The organism is Streptomyces sp. NBC_00207, from assembly GCF_045160965.1.
Taxonomy (GTDB): Bacteria; Actinomycetota; Actinomycetes; order Streptomycetales; family Streptomycetaceae; genus Streptomyces.
On record NZ_CP130715.1, the window covers coordinates 4,011,754 to 4,026,014 of the forward strand.

The following is a 14,261-nucleotide window of genomic DNA, read 5'->3' on the forward strand; positions in this document are numbered from 1 at the left end:
TCAGCTTCGCAACAGCCCCGGTACGGATCCCGCCCCGGGCTGTCGGTCGGCCCGCCCGGGCAGGCATCCTAGGGCGCATGAATGACTGGCCAGAAGGTCGTGACGACGGCTACGGGCGCGGCAGCGCCCAGCCGCAGCCCGAGGGCGCCCAGCGGATGCGGCACGTCCAGCGGCAGCCGCAGCAGCCGCGGCCCGCGCAGCCCCCGCGCCCGCAGCGCCCGGCGGGCCCGCCGCCCGCGCACGGCGTACCTCCGCAGCAGGCCGGCGGCCACGACACGTACGGCGGTTACGACAGCGGTTACAACACCGGCCAGGTCTACGGGGCGCCCGCCGGCGGCGTCCCGGGCGGTCCGGCCGGTCCCGGCGGGCCCTCGGGGCCCGGCCGCCCCGGACGTGCGCCCGGCCCCGCCCCGGACTGGCGCAAGCGGATCAAGATCGGCTCGATCGTGCTGGTCTCCGCCCTGCTGGTGACCACGGTCTCCACCTACTTCTGGGCGGACTCCAAGGTGCGCCGCGAGGTGGACCTGTCCAAGGTCATCGAGCGCCCGAAGGAGGGCGACTGCACGACGTACCTGATCGTGGGCTCCGACAGCCGCGAGGGCATGTCCGACGAGGAGAAGAAGAAGCTCCACACGGGCTCGGCCGAGGGCAAGCGGACCGACTCGATGATGATCCTGGCGAAGTGCTCCAGCGGGAACACCATGATCTCGCTGCCGCGCGACTCCGACGTGGAGATCCCCTCCTTCGTCGGCTCCCAGTCCGGCAAGAAGTTCCCCGCCCAGGGGCGCCGGGTCAAGCTCAACGCGGCGTACGCCGAGGACGGCCCGGAGCTGCTCGTGCGGACGGTGGAGCACAACACCGGCCTGCGCATCGACCACTACGCGGAGATCGGCTTCGCCGGCTTCGCGAACATCGTGGACGCGCTGGGCGGCGTGGAGCTGGACATCGAGGAGGGCTTCAAGGACGAGAAGTCGGGCGCCGACTTCAAGGCGGGCAAGCAGACCCTCAACGGCGAGCAGTCGCTGGCCTTCGTACGGACCCGCTACGCCTTCGCCGAGTCGGACCTGCAGCGGACGAAGAACCAGCAGAAGTTCCTGTCGGCGCTGGCCAGCCAGGCGGCGACCCCGTCCACGGTCCTCAACCCCTTCGACCTCTACCCGCTGCTCGGCGCCGGCCTGGACACGCTCATCGTCGACAAGGACATGGGCCTGTACGACATGGGCCAGATGTTCTTCGCGATGAAGGGCGTCAACGGCGGTGACGGCGTGTCGATGAACATGCCGATCTCCGGGCAGCGCGGCGGCAACCTCGTCTGGGACAAGGCGAAGGTGCAGCAGCTGGTGAAGCAGATCCAGAACGACGAGAAGGTCACCGTCCGCGGCAACTGACCGCGGCGGCGCCCCCTCCCCGGACCCCGGTCAGGCGTCCGGGGAGAAGCGGATGGCGGCGGCGGGCAGCTGTGCCTCGCACCACACCCGGGCCCCGGAGCGCAGTTCGTTGTCGGCCCCCACCACGGCCCCGTCGCCGATGACGGCGCCGTCCAGCACGGTCCGCGCGCCGACCGCGGAGCCGGCGCCGATCAGGCTGGCGCTCACCTGGGCGTCCGGGCCGATGACCGCCCCGTCGAGCACGATGGTGCCCTGGACGACCGCTCCGGCCTCGATCCGGGCGCCCGCTCCCACGACGGTGCCCCCCGACAGCTTGGCCCCGGCCGCCACGTGGGCGCCGGGCAGCACCAGGGACTCGCCGCGGCGTCCGGGGACCGCCGGGGAGGGGACCACGCCGCGGACCAGGTCCGCGGAGGCCTGGATGATGGACTCGGGCTTGCCGAGGTCCATCCAGTAGGTGTTCTCGGTGACTCCGTGCAGCTTGGCCCCGGAGGCGAGCAGGCCGGGGAAGGTCTCGCGCTCGACGGAGACCGGGCGGCCGGCCGGGATGGAGTCGATCACGCTGCGGCGGAAGACGTAGCAGCCGGCGTTGATCTGGTCGGTGATGATCTCCTCCGGGGTCTGCGGCTTCTCGGTGAAGGCCAGCACCCGCCCCTCGGAGTCGGTGGGGACCAGGCCGAAGGCGCGCGGGTCCTCGACGCGGACCAGGTGCAGGGAGACGTCCGCGTCGGCCGCCTCGTGCGCCTCGACGAGACCGGCGATGTCCAGGCCGGTGAGGATGTCGCCGTTGAAGACGAGGACGGAGGAGTCCGGGCCGCCGGTCAGGCGCCGGCCGGCGTTGCGGATGGCGCCGCCGGTGCCGAGGGGCTCGTCCTCGACGACGTACTCGAGGGTGAGGCCGAAGGCGGATCCGTCGCCGAAGTAGGGCTCGAAGACCTCGGCGAGGTAGCAGGTGGCCATCACGATGTGGGTGACACCGGCGGCGGCGGCCCTGGCTATCTGGTGGGCGAGGAAGGGAACTCCGGCGGTCGGCACCATCGGCTTGGGCGTGTTCACCGTCACCGGACGCAGGCGCGTCCCTTGTCCGCCGACCAGCAGGATCGCTTCCGTCATTGCGTTCTCCCCAACCGATTCCGGCGTACGAAGGTCCAAATTTAGCCCATCCGGGGCGTGCAAAGGCCGGAGACGGATGTGCGCATCCGCCTCCGGCCTGGGAGGACGTTACGGCAGGTTGCGGGCCATGACGATCCGCTGGACCTGGTTGGTGCCCTCGTAGATCTGCGTGATCTTCGCGTCGCGCATCATGCGCTCCACCGGGTAGTCACGGGTGTAGCCGTAACCGCCGAGGAGCTGGACGGCGTCCGTGGTGACCTCCATGGCCACGTCGGAGGCGAAGCACTTGGCCGCGGCGCCGAAGAAGGTCAGGTCCTCGTGCGCGCCACCGGCGGAGACGCGCTCCGAGCGGGCGGCGGCCGCGTACGTCAGCTGGCGGGCGGCCTCGATCTTCATGGCCATGTCCGCGAGCATGAACTGCACGCCCTGGAAGTCGCCGATCGGCTTGCCGAACTGCTTGCGCTCCTGGACGTAGCCCTTGGCGTAGTCCAGGGCGCCCTGCGCGATGCCGAGCGCCTGGGCCGCGATCGTGATGCGGGTGTGGTCCAGGGTCTTCATCGCGGTGGCGAAGCCGGTGCCCTCGGCGCCGATCATGCGGTCGGCGGGGATCCGGACGTTGTCGAGGTAGACCTCGCGCGTCGGGGAGCCCTTGATGCCGAGCTTCTTCTCCGGGGCGCCGAAGGACACGCCCTCGTCGCCCTTCTCGACGACGAAGGCGCTGATGCCCTTGGAGCGCTTCTCCGGGTCGGTGACGGCCATGACCGTGTAGTACTCGGAGACGCCCGCGTTGGTGATCCAGCGCTTGACGCCGTTGAGGACCCAGAAGTCCCCGTCGCGCACGGCGCGGGTCTTCATGCCGGCGGCGTCGGAGCCCGCGTCCGGCTCGGAGAGCGCGTACGAGAACATCGCGTCGCCCTTGGCGAGCGGGCCGAGGTACTTGGCCTTGAGCTCCTCGGATCCGGAGAGGATCACCGGGAGCGAGCCGAGCTTGTTGACGGCCGGGATGAGGGAGGAGGACGCGCAGACGCGGGCCACCTCCTCGATCACGATCACGGTGGCGAGGGCGTCGGCGCCCGCGCCGCCGTAGGTCTCGGGCACGTGCACGGCGTGCAGGTCGCTGGCGACCAGGGCGTCGAGGGCCTCCTGCGGGAAGCGGGACTCCTCGTCGACCGCGGCGGCGAACGGCAGGATCTTCGCCTCGGCGAGCGAGCGGACCGACTCGCGGAGCATGTCGTGCTCCTCGGCCGGGCGGTACAGGTCGAAGTCGGCAGAACCCGCCAAGATCTCTCACTCCCCAGGGTGATGCGTGATGCTAACTACCGTTAAGTAACCCAAGCTTAGTGGTCCGGTCACGGATGGCGATATGGACGGCCTACGTGAGTTGCATGACAGCGGTGTCGACAGCGGTGGGCTCCTGGGGAACGTCCCCGCTGGTGGGCCCGACTATGCTCAGTGGCCGCAAACGGCCCCGCACCTCTGGAGCACCCATGGCCCCCCTCAGGATCACAGTGATCGGCACCGGATACCTCGGCGCGACCCACGCCGCGGCGATGGCGGAACTGGGGTTCGAGGTGCTGGGGCTGGACGTGGTGCCCGAGAAGATCGAGATGCTGGCGTCGGGCCGGGTGCCGATGTACGAGCCCGGGCTGGAGGAACTGCTGGCCCAGCACGTGGCCGGGCTGCCGGGCTCGAGCGGGCGGCTGCGGTTCACCACCTCCTGGGAGGAGGTCGGGGAGTTCGGCGACGTCCACTTCGTGTGCGTGAACACCCCGCAGAAGCACGGCGAGTACGCGTGCGACATGTCCTACGTCGACTCCGCGATGGCCTCGCTGGCCCCGCACCTGACCCGGCCCGTCCTGGTGGTCGGCAAGTCCACCGTGCCGGTGGGCTCGGCGCAGCGGCTGGCCGCGAAGCTGGCCGAGCTGTCCCCCGCGGGCGAGGACGTGGAGCTCGCCTGGAACCCGGAGTTCCTGCGGGAGGGATTCGCGGTCCAGGACACCCTGCACCCCGACCGGATCGTGATCGGCGTCCAGGGCGAGCGCGGCGAGAAGCTCCTGCGCGAGGTGTACGAGACGCCGATGTCCGAGGGCACCCCGCTGGTCGTCACGGACTTCCCGACCGCCGAGCTCGTCAAGACCGCCGCCAACTCCTTCCTCGCGACGAAGATCTCCTTCATCAACGCGATGGCGGAGGTGTGCGAGGCCGCCGGCGGCGACGTGCTGAAGCTGGCGGAGGCCATCGGCTACGACGAGCGGATCGGCTCGAAGTTCCTGCGCGCCGGCATCGGCTTCGGCGGCGGCTGCCTGCCCAAGGACATCCGGGCCTTCATGGCGCGCGCCGGTGAGCTGGGCGCCGACCAGGCGCTGACCTTCCTGCGCGAGGTCGACTCCATCAACATGCGGCGGCGCGGGCACATGGTCGAGCTGGCGCGGGACGCCGTGGGCGGGTCGTTCCTCGGCAAGCGGGTCGCGGTGCTCGGCGCCACCTTCAAGCCGGACTCGGACGACGTACGGGACTCGCCCGCGCTGAACGTGGCCGGGCAGATCCACCTCCAGGGCGGCCAGGTCACCGTCTACGACCCCAAGGGCATGGACAACGCCCGGCGCGTCTTCCCGACCCTCGGGTACGCGGACTCCGCGCTGGCGGCGGCCCGGGGGGCGGAGGTCGTCCTCCACCTCACCGAGTGGCGCGAGTTCCGGGAGCTGGACCCGGCGGAGCTGGCGGGCGTCGTGACGGACCGGCTGGTGCTGGACGGCCGCAACGCGCTGGATCCCGTGCGGTGGCGCGCCGCGGGGTGGACGTACCGGGCCATGGGCCGACCGCGCGCCTGAGCCTCTGAACGACCGGGGCTCCGGCCCGGGCCCCTCCCCCGGACTCCGTCCGGGGGCCCCACGCCTCAGACGCCTGCGGGGTTGACCTTCGCGCGGCGGGCCGTGAATTCGGTGTCGCGGACTACGCGGAGGGCGTTGCCCCAGGTCAGGAGCGCCAGGTCGGATTCCGGCCAGCCTCGTTCCAGGAGTTCCGCGATCAGTCGCGGGTAGCCCGAGGGGTCGGTCAGGCCGGCCGGGTGGGGGCCCTGCGGATCGGTGCCGAAGGCGGCGCCGAGGCCGACGCCGTTCGGGCCCACGACGGCCCGTACGTGGTCGAGGTGGTCCGCGACCGCGTGCAGGGAGTCCCCGGTGCGTGCGGCGTCGAAGGTGACCATCGCGAGGCCGTTCGCCTCGCCCAGCGCGAGCAGCACCTCGTCGGGCACGTTCGCCGGGTGCGGGTTCAGCGCGGCCGCCGCCGTGTTCGAGATGATCACCGGGGACTTGGACGCCCCCGCGATCTCGCAGGCGACCGCCGGCGGGCAGCCGTCGAGGTCCAGGATCATCGCCAGCCGGTTCGCCTCCCGGACCACCTCGTGGCCGAAGGCCGTCAGGTCGTCCTGCGCCCAGGGCGCTCCCGCGGGCGCGAGGATCCGTACGCCCAGGGTGTGGAAGGCGCGCAGCGGCCCCAGCGAGTCGGTCAGCGTGCGGCCGGGCACGGGGCCCAGGAACGAGGCGATCCGGCCGCGGTTGCGGGCGTCCGCCATGTCGTCGGCGCTGAGCGCCAGGCGCAGGCTGTCGGGGTAGCGGCGCACCAGGGCCAGCGCCACGTCGATCTGTTCCAGGGTGTCGGAGACCGCCCGGTCGCCGGTGGTGTCCGCGCGCGGCCGGCCCGGCGGTACGAGCAGGGACCAGAACTGGGCCCCCACTCCCCCGGCGCGCAGCCGCGGGATGTCGGTGTCGACATTGACGTCGGGGGTGTCGATGTCGTGGTACGGGCTCTGGCGCAGGGTCCAGACGAGGGTGTTGCACCCGTCCGCCACGGGATGGACGGACAGCAGTGCGACGGCCCGGTCGAGGGCGCTCGCCGGCACCTCGGGTGCGGGGAGGTCTTCGGCTCCGATGCCCACGGAGTGGGGTTCGTCCTGCAGGTCGGCCATGGCGTTGGCTCCGGTCTCGGCGGCAGCAGGGAGGAGAGATGGTGCCACCGTGACATGTGGGACGGCAGGGACGCCCGGCGGATGTGGCGTTCGGGTGAACCAACAGGTCACACCCGGTCACCGCATCCGCCGTGCCCCTGCTAGATCACCGCGTTCGACGGGCCCCGGGACGCCGAGAGGTCGCGCGACACCGCTTCCGCGTCGCGCAGCACCCGTACCGCGTTGGACCAGGTCAGCTTCGCCAGGTCGGCCCTGGACCAGCCGCGCGCCAGCAGCTCGGCGACCAGGTTCGGGTAGCCGGCCACGTCGTCCAGCCCGGACGGGGTGAAGGCCGTGCCGTCGTAGTCGCCGCCGATGCCGATGTGGTCGACCCCGGCCACCTCGCGCATGTGGTCCAGGTGGTCGGCCACCGTGGCGGCCGTGGCCACCGGGCGCGGGCGCTCCGCCTCGAAGGCCCGGTGCAGGGCCATCGCCTCGGGGGTGGTGTCCAGGTGGTGGAAACCGTGCGCCCGCAGGTTCTCGTCCGCGGCCAGGGTCCATTCGACCGCCGCGGGGAGGATGAACTTCGGGACGAAGGTGGCCATCGCCACCCCGCCGTTGGCCGGCAGCAGCGCCAGCACGTCGTCGGGGATGTTGCGCGGGTGGTCGCAGACCGCCCGCGCCGAGGAGTGCGAGAAGACCACCGGTGCGGCCGAGACCGCGAGGGCGTCCCGCATCGTCGTCGCGGCGACGTGCGAGAGGTCCACCAGCATGCCGACGCGGTTCATCTCCCGGACGACCTCGCGGCCGAAGCCGCTCAGGCCGCCGTGCCGGGGCTCGTCGGTCGCCGAGTCCGCCCAGTCGATCGTGTCGTTGTGCGTGAGCGTCATGTACCGCACGCCCAGCTGGTGCAGGGCGCGCAGCGTGGCCAGCGAGTTGTTGATGGAGTGGCCGCCCTCGGCGCCCATCAGCGAGGCGATCCGGCCGTCGGCGCGGGCCGCCTCCATGTCGTCCGCCGTCAGCGCCCGCACGAGGTCGCCGGGGTAACGGTCGATCAGCTGGGCGACGACGTCGATCTGCTCCAGGGTGGCGCTGACCGCCTCGTCGCCGGCGTAGTCGGAGCGGACGTACACCGACCAGAACTGCGCACCGACCCCGCCGGCGCGCAGCCGCGGGATGTCGGTGTGCAGGTGGGCGGACTGGTCGCCCGCGATGTCCCGTTGCGCCAGGTCGTAGCGCACCTGCTCGCGCAGCGCCCAGGGCAGGTCGTTGTGGCCGTCCACGACGGGGTGCTCGGCCAGCAGTTCGCGCGCCTCGTCCAGACGCTGCGCGGCGCTCACTTGCCGAACCCGAAGGACTCCGCGTTCGCGACCTTCGTACGCAGCCGCTTGCCCTTCTCGGTGGCCTGGTCGTTGAGCTCCTGCTGGAAGTCGCGCATCCGGGCGAGGAGGTCCTTGTCGTGGGCGGCCAGCATCCGTACGGCCAGCAGACCCGCGTTGCGCGCCCCGGCGACCGAGACGGTGGCGACGGGAACCCCCGCGGGCATCTGGACGATCGACATCAGCGAGTCCATGCCGTCGAGGTACTTCAGCGGCACCGGCACGCCGATGACGGGCAGCGGGGTGACCGAGGCGAGCATGCCGGGCAGGTGGGCGGCCCCGCCCGCGCCCGCGATGATCGCCTTCAGACCGCGGTCGGCGGCCTGCTCCCCGTACGCGATCATCTCGCGCGGCATCCGGTGTGCGGAGACGACGTCGACCTCGTAGGGGATCTCGAACTCGTCGAGGGCCTGCGCGGCCGCCTCCATGACGGGCCAGTCCGAATCGGATCCCATGACGATGCCGACGACGGGGGCTGCGGCGGAGGTGCTCATGCGGTGACCGTTCCTCTGAGGTAGTCGGCAGCGTGGCGTGCGCGCTCCAGCACATCGTCCAGATCGTCGCCGTAGGTGTTGACGTGGCCGACCTTGCGGCCGTGTTTCACGTCCTTGCCGTACATGTGGATCTTCAGCTGGGGGTCGTGGGCCATGCAGTGCAGGTACGCCGCGTACATGTCGGGGTAGTCCCCGCCCAGCACGTTCGCCATGACCGTCCAGCGGGCCCGGGGGCGGGGGTCGCCCAGGGGGAGGTCCAGGACCGCTCGGACGTGGTTGGCGAACTGGGAGGTGACGGCACCGTCCTGGGTCCAGTGGCCGCTGTTGTGCGGGCGCATCGCCAGTTCGTTGACCAGGATCCTGCCGTCGGTGGTCTCGAACAGCTCCACGGCCAGGTGGCCGGTCACGCCGAGTTCCTTGGCGATGCGCAGGGCGAGGGCCTGGGCCTCGCCCGCCAGGGCCTCCGAGAGGTCCGGGGCGGGGGCGATCACCGTGTCGCAGACCCCGTCCACCTGGCGGGACTCGACGACGGGGTAGGCCACCGCCTGGCCGTGCGGGGAGCGGACGATGTTCGCCGCGAGCTCGCGGACGAAATCGACCTTCTCCTCCGCGAGGACCGCAACGCCCGCCTTGAAGGGGGCCTCCGCGTCCTCGGGGGTGCGGACGAACCACACGCCCTTGCCGTCGTACCCGCCGCGCACGGTCTTGAGGATGACGGGGAACCCGCCCACCTCGTCCGCGAAGGCCGCCACGTCCGCCGGATCGCTCACGATCCGGTGGCGGGGGCTGGGCGCACCGATCTCGTCGAGCTTGGCGCGCATCACCCCCTTGTCCTGGGCGTGCACCAATGCGTCGGGCCCCGGGCGGACGGGGATGCCGTCCGCCTCCAGGGCCCGTAGGTGCTCCATGGGTACGTGCTCGTGGTCGAAGGTGATCACGTCACAGCCGCGCGCGAAGGCACGCAACGTCTCCAGGTCGCGATAGTCGCCGATGACGACATCGCTCACGACCTGGGCCGCCGAGTCCTGCGGGGTGTCACTGAGGAGCTTGAATCTGATGCCGAGGGGGATGCCCGCCTCGTGGGTCATGCGGGCGAGCTGACCGCCGCCGACCATGCCGACTACCGGGAACGTCACTCCTCCAGGGTATCCGCCGGTATTCCGCCATCCGGACGTGCCCTGGCTCGGACCCGTCGGTGTGCCGTGCGTCGCACGGTGTCCGAAGGCACAGACGGGGCTGTGGGGGGACACTTACGATGGGCAGGTTGACGGAGAACACCCGACGCCCTTAGCGGGGCCGTGACCGACAGGGACTGACCTTCTGATGAGCACGCCGGGGAACGGATCTGTTCTCGAACGCGTACGCGGTCTCGTGCGAGAGGTCGCCAAGTTCGGGGCGGTCGGTGGTCTGGGTGTCCTGGTCAACCTGGGCGTCTTCAACCTGATCCGGCACACGACCGACCTGCAGGTGGTGCGCGCGAGCGTGATAGCCACCGTCGTCGCCATCGCCACGAACTACCTCGGCTTCCGCTACTTCGCCTACCGGGACCGCGCCCAGAGCGGCCGCACCCGCGAGCTGGCCCTCTTCGCCGCGTTCAGCGGGATCGGCCTGGTCATCGAGAACGGCGTGCTCTACACCGCCACCTACGGCTTCGGCTGGGACGGCTCGGTGGCCAGCAACGTCTTCAAGTTCATCGGCATCGGCACCGCCACCGTGTTCCGCTTCTGGTCGTACCGGACCTGGGTCTTCAAGGCCCTGCCCGAGGCGCGGCCCGAGGCCGCCGAGCCGCTGCCGGGGCCCGCGCCGCTGCCCAGGCCGGAGCTCCGGCCCGAGCCGGAGCCCGCGAACAACTAGTACGGCCGCCTAGCGCACGGTCGCCTCCGGCTCGGCCCGCTGCGGCGCAGTCCGGCTGAGGAACAGCGCGAACACCGGCGGCTGCGTCTGGAGCAGCTCCAGGCGTCCGCCGTCGGCCTCCGCGAGGTCCCGGGCGACCGCGAGGCCGATCCCGGTGGAATTGCGGCCGCTGATGGCCCGCTCGAAGATCCGGTTGCCCAGGTCGGGCGGGACCCCCGGCCCCTCGTCCGTGACCTCCAGCACGGCCTGGTTGCCGATGACGCGGGTGCGCAGGGCGACCGTGCCGCCGCCGTGCATCAGGGCGTTCTCCACCAGCGTGGCCAGCACCTGCGAGACCGCGCCCGGGGTGCCGACGGCGCGCACGCCCTGCTTCCCGGAGCGCACGATGGCCCGGCCCGCGCTGCGGTAGGCGGGCCGCCACTCCTCCACCTGCTGCTTGACGACCTCGTCGAGGTCGAAGGGGACCGCGGAGCCGGTCCGCGGGTCCCGCGAGTTCGTGAGCAGCCGCTGCACCACGTCCGTGAGCCGCTCCACCTGCGTGAGGGCGATCGTCGCCTCCTCCCGCACGGTCTCCAGGTCGTCGGTGACCGTGATCTCCTCCAGCCGCATGGACAGTGCGGTGAGGGGGGTCCGCAGCTGGTGCGAGGCGTCCGCGGCCAGGCGCCGCTCGGCGGTCAGCATCCGCCCGATCCGCTCGGCGCTGGAGTCCAGTACGTCGGCGACGCGGTCGAGCTCGGGGACCCCGTACCGCTTGTGCCGGGGGCGCGGGTCGCCCGACCCGAGCCGCTCCGCCGTCTCGGCGAGGTCGGTGAGCGGGGAGGCCAGCCGGTTCGCCTGGCGTACGGCGAGCAGGACGGCCGCCACGACGGCCAGCAGCGCCACCGCGCCGACCACCGCGAGGGTCCGCCCGACCTCCTTGGTGACCGTGGAGCGGGACTCCTCGACGGTGACGATCTCGCCCTGTTCGCCGCGGGCGCTGCCGCGGATGACGCTCTCGGGGATCGGGGCGCCCACCTCCACGGCCCGCTGGCCGGGGATGGTGATGCGGGCGTAGTGGCCGGCGTCCAGCTGCTCGGCGAGGGCGACCGGGTCGACCGGCTTGTGCTCCAGGACGTTCGCCTCGACGATGCCCACCAGTCGCAGCGCCTCGGACTCGATGCGGTCCTGGGCGCTGCTGGTGATGGTCCGGGTCTCCACGATGACGAGGGAGACGCCGAAGACGGCGATCACGACGAGCACCACGGCGAGCGTGGAGTTGATGAGGCGGCGGCGCATGCCCTAGAGCATGCCCTAGCGCCGGTCCGGGGCGGACCGGAGCGGGCCGGGGCTCAGCTCTTCTCGAAGCGGAAGCCGACGCCGCGGACGGTGGCGATGTAGCGGGGGTTCGCGGCGTCGTCGCCCAGCTTCTTGCGGAGCCAGGAGATGTGCATGTCGAGGGTCTTGGTGGAGGACCACCAGGTGGTGTCCCAGACCTCGCGCATGAGCTGGTCGCGGGTGACGACCCGGCCGGCGTCGCGGACCAGGACGCGCAGCAGGTCGAACTCCTTCGCCGTGAGCTGCAGCTCCTCCTCCCCCATCCAGGCGCGGTGCGACTCGACGTCGATCCGCACGCCGTGGGTGGCGGGGGGCTGGGCGGCCTCGTTGGCGCCGCGGCGGAGCAGGGCCCGGACCCGGGCCAGCAGCTCGGCGAGGCGGAAGGGCTTGGTCACGTAGTCGTCGGCGCCGGCGTCCAGGCCGACGACCGTGTCGACCTCGTCCGCGCGGGCGGTGAGGACCAGGATCGGGAAGCCGTGCCCCTCGGCCCGCAGCCGGCGGGCGACTTCCAGCCCGTCCATGCCCGGCAGGCCCAGGTCCAGGACGACGAGGTCGACGCCGCCCTGCAGTCCCGCGTCCAGGGCGGTGGGGCCGTCCTCCCGGACCTCGACCTCGTACCCCTCCCGGCGCAGGGCGCGGGCCAGGGGTTCCGAGATGGATGCGTCGTCCTCGGCGAGCAGTACACGCGTCATGTGGGTGATGGTAGTCCGCGGTGACTGGATCGAGGGGCCTGCCTGCACACCCCTTCCGAACTGGGCTTATGAACTACTAAGCGCCTTCGAATATGACCGAACGGTTCCCGGCTCGCCTTGTGATCCATCTCTCAAGTCCTTTCATATGCCGCAGTGTCGTGTCGTATGGTGGCGAGACGCCTGATGCACTACCTCAGGGACCTTTGTGCCGAAAAGCGAGCCGAGGGTCTCTATTGCTGTCCTGACCGGACAGGCGGTCTTGTTGGGACTCACCTGTTCCGGTCTCGACGACAGTGAATGACCTCTGGGCCGGGCCCCTCGCGCGAAGGTGCGCGGGCGGGCGTGGATCCCGGTTACGGATGTTCCCTTCGCCCCCAACCCCATGGGGGGCGAGACCCCGAGGCGTGGGGTGGGAGATCCGTCCGCCGGTGCCGGCCACCCCCCACCGGGCGCGGATGAGCTCACGAAGCCAAGCGTCCCGAGCAAGCAAGGATCGACCATGGCTTCCAGCCTGACGACGGCTTCTCCGAGCCCCGCTCACGAGAAGACCCTCCTCGGCCACCCGATCGGCCTGGCCACGCTGTTCATGACCGAGATGTGGGAGCGCTTCTCCTACTACGGCATGCGTGCGCTTCTCGTCCTGTACTTGGTCTCCGGCGGCGTCGACGCCGCGACCGGCAGCCAGGGCGGTGGCCTCGGCTTCACTGCGGCGACGGCCACGGCGATCTACTCCGTCTACGTGGCCATGGTCTACCTGATGGCCATGCCCGGCGGCTGGTTCGGTGACCGCGTCTGGGGTGCCCGCAAGACGGTCGCCATCGCCGGTGGCGTGATCATGGCGGGCCACTTGTCGCTCGCGCTGCCCGGCCAGATGGCGTTCTTCGTCGGTCTGCTGCTGGTCGCGGTCGGCTCCGGTCTGCTGAAGGCCAACATCTCCACGATGGTGGGCCACCTGTACCGGGGTGTGGACGACCCGCGCCGTGACAGCGGCTTCACGATCTTCTACATCGGCATCAACGTGGGTGCCCTCCTCGCACCGGTCGGCATCGGCATCGTCGGCGAGACCGTGAACTGGCACCTCGGCTTCGCGCTGGCTGCCGTCGGCATGGCCATCGGCCTCGTGGTCTACCTGCTCGCCGGCCGCACCCTGAGCCCGCAGAGCAGCATCGTCCCGAACCCGCTGAGCCCGGTCGAGCGCAAGGCCGTGATCGTCAAGGCCCTGGCCGTCCTGGCCGTCATCGCCGTCTTCTACGGCGCCGTCGTCGCCGCGGACATGTTCACCATCAAGTGGGCGCTGTACCCGATCACCATCGCCGGTCTGCTCATCCCGGTCGCCGTCCTCGTGCGGATCAAGCGGGACAAGGACCTGTCCACCGTCGAGCAGACCCGGATGAGCGCCTACATCTGGTTCTTCGTGGCCGCCGCCGTGTTCTGGATGATCTACGACCAGGGCGGTTCGACGCTCTCGCTCTTCGGTGACAAGAACTCCGAGCGCGCCCTGTTCGGCTGGGAAGTCCCGACCACCATCTTCCAGTCGCTGAACCCGCTCTTCGTGGTGGCCCTGGCCCCGGTCTTCGCCGCCGCCTGGGTGGCCCTGGCCCGCCGCAACCGCGAGCCCAGCACCATCGTGAAGTTCTCGGTGGCCCTGGTCATCGTCGGTGCCTCGTTCTTCGTCTTCGCCCTGCCGCTGAGCCAGACCGCCGGCAACGACACCAAGGTCACCATGTGGTGGCTGGTGCTCATCTTCCTGATGCACACCCTCGCCGAGCTGTGCCTCTCCCCGGTCGGCCTGTCGGTCACCACGAAGATGGCGCCGCAGAAGTACGGCTCCCAGATGATGGGCGTCTGGTTCCTGGCCGTCACCGCCGGTGACTGCATCACCGGCCTGATGGGTCTGGCCGACGTGCAGCTGAACGGCGTCGGGGTCATCCTCTTCCAGGCGGTCGCCGCGACGCTCGCCGGCCTCGCGATCTTCATGTACCGCAAGAAGGTCAACGCCCTGATGGCCGGCATGGGCTGACGGGTTCGCGCCCCGTACGACGAACGGCCCGGCACACCGGAAGGTGTGCCGGGCCGTTCGC

At 71.1% G+C, this 14,261-nt stretch carries 12 protein-coding genes; 4 read left to right on the top strand and 8 right to left on the bottom strand.

Going from position 1 to position 14,261, the window contains the following annotated elements:
* Nucleotides 1-77: 77 nt before the first annotated feature.
* A complete protein-coding gene (locus OG472_RS19065) occupies nucleotides 78-1,388 on the top strand; it encodes an LCP family protein (RefSeq protein WP_405830412.1) in 1,311 nt (436 codons plus the stop codon).
* 30 nt (nucleotides 1,389-1,418) lie between these two features.
* On the opposite strand, the gene OG472_RS19070 is transcribed toward OG472_RS19065, so the two are convergent.
* A complete protein-coding gene (locus OG472_RS19070) occupies nucleotides 1,419-2,501 on the bottom strand; it encodes an NDP-sugar synthase (RefSeq protein WP_319721893.1) in 1,083 nt (360 codons plus the stop codon).
* 108 nt (nucleotides 2,502-2,609) lie between these two features.
* Nucleotides 2,610-3,782 carry an acyl-CoA dehydrogenase family protein gene (locus OG472_RS19075; RefSeq protein WP_266936360.1) on the bottom strand — a complete coding sequence of 391 codons (1,173 nt, stop codon included), beginning with the start codon at nucleotides 3,780-3,782 and terminating at the stop codon, nucleotides 2,610-2,612.
* 206 nt (nucleotides 3,783-3,988) lie between these two features.
* On the opposite strand from OG472_RS19075, the gene OG472_RS19080 reads away from it, so the two are divergent.
* Nucleotides 3,989-5,332, top strand: coding sequence for a UDP-glucose dehydrogenase family protein (locus tag OG472_RS19080; protein WP_401608800.1), 1,344 nt, complete (start codon nucleotides 3,989-3,991; stop codon nucleotides 5,330-5,332).
* Between the two features lie 65 nt (nucleotides 5,333-5,397).
* Here OG472_RS19080 and OG472_RS19085 read toward each other — a convergent pair whose 3' ends face one another.
* From OG472_RS19085 to OG472_RS19100, 4 genes are all read right to left on the bottom strand, one after another.
* Nucleotides 5,398-6,468, bottom strand: a complete 1,071-nt coding sequence (locus OG472_RS19085) for a membrane dipeptidase (RefSeq protein WP_401608898.1) — start codon at nucleotides 6,466-6,468, stop codon at nucleotides 5,398-5,400.
* Between the two features lie 140 nt (nucleotides 6,469-6,608).
* Nucleotides 6,609-7,787 carry a dipeptidase gene (locus OG472_RS19090; protein ID WP_383575641.1) on the bottom strand — a complete coding sequence of 393 codons (1,179 nt, stop codon included), beginning with the start codon at nucleotides 7,785-7,787 and terminating at the stop codon, nucleotides 6,609-6,611.
* Nucleotides 7,784-8,320, bottom strand: a complete 537-nt coding sequence (purE, locus tag OG472_RS19095; RefSeq protein WP_383575639.1) for a 5-(carboxyamino)imidazole ribonucleotide mutase — start codon at nucleotides 8,318-8,320, stop codon at nucleotides 7,784-7,786. The genes OG472_RS19090 and purE overlap by 4 nt, the downstream gene beginning before the upstream one ends.
* Complete coding sequence (locus OG472_RS19100; RefSeq protein WP_401608797.1) at nucleotides 8,317-9,456, bottom strand: 5-(carboxyamino)imidazole ribonucleotide synthase; 1,140 nt, start codon at nucleotides 9,454-9,456, stop codon at nucleotides 8,317-8,319. The genes purE and OG472_RS19100 overlap by 4 nt, the downstream gene beginning before the upstream one ends.
* 187 nt (nucleotides 9,457-9,643) lie before the next feature.
* Between OG472_RS19100 and OG472_RS19105 the strand changes: the two genes are divergently transcribed.
* On the top strand, nucleotides 9,644-10,174 hold the full coding sequence (locus OG472_RS19105; RefSeq protein WP_383575634.1) for a GtrA family protein: 531 nt from the start codon (nucleotides 9,644-9,646) through the stop codon (nucleotides 10,172-10,174).
* 9 nt (nucleotides 10,175-10,183) lie between these two features.
* Here the strand turns inward: OG472_RS19105 and OG472_RS19110 are convergent, their stop codons facing one another.
* Together OG472_RS19110 and OG472_RS19115 are read right to left on the bottom strand one after the other, a co-directional pair.
* Nucleotides 10,184-11,449 carry an ATP-binding protein gene (locus tag OG472_RS19110; RefSeq protein ID WP_401608793.1) on the bottom strand — a complete coding sequence of 422 codons (1,266 nt, stop codon included), beginning with the start codon at nucleotides 11,447-11,449 and terminating at the stop codon, nucleotides 10,184-10,186.
* Between the two features lie 53 nt (nucleotides 11,450-11,502).
* Complete coding sequence (locus OG472_RS19115; RefSeq protein WP_030659823.1) at nucleotides 11,503-12,180, bottom strand: response regulator transcription factor; 678 nt, start codon at nucleotides 12,178-12,180, stop codon at nucleotides 11,503-11,505.
* A gap of 499 nt (nucleotides 12,181-12,679) precedes the next feature.
* Here OG472_RS19115 and OG472_RS19120 point away from each other — a divergent pair, with 499 nt between their 5' ends.
* Nucleotides 12,680-14,200: a peptide MFS transporter gene (locus OG472_RS19120; RefSeq protein ID WP_401608792.1), complete on the top strand. Its 1,521-nt coding sequence runs from the start codon at nucleotides 12,680-12,682 to the stop codon at nucleotides 14,198-14,200.
* Nucleotides 14,201-14,261: the final 61 nt, after the last annotated feature.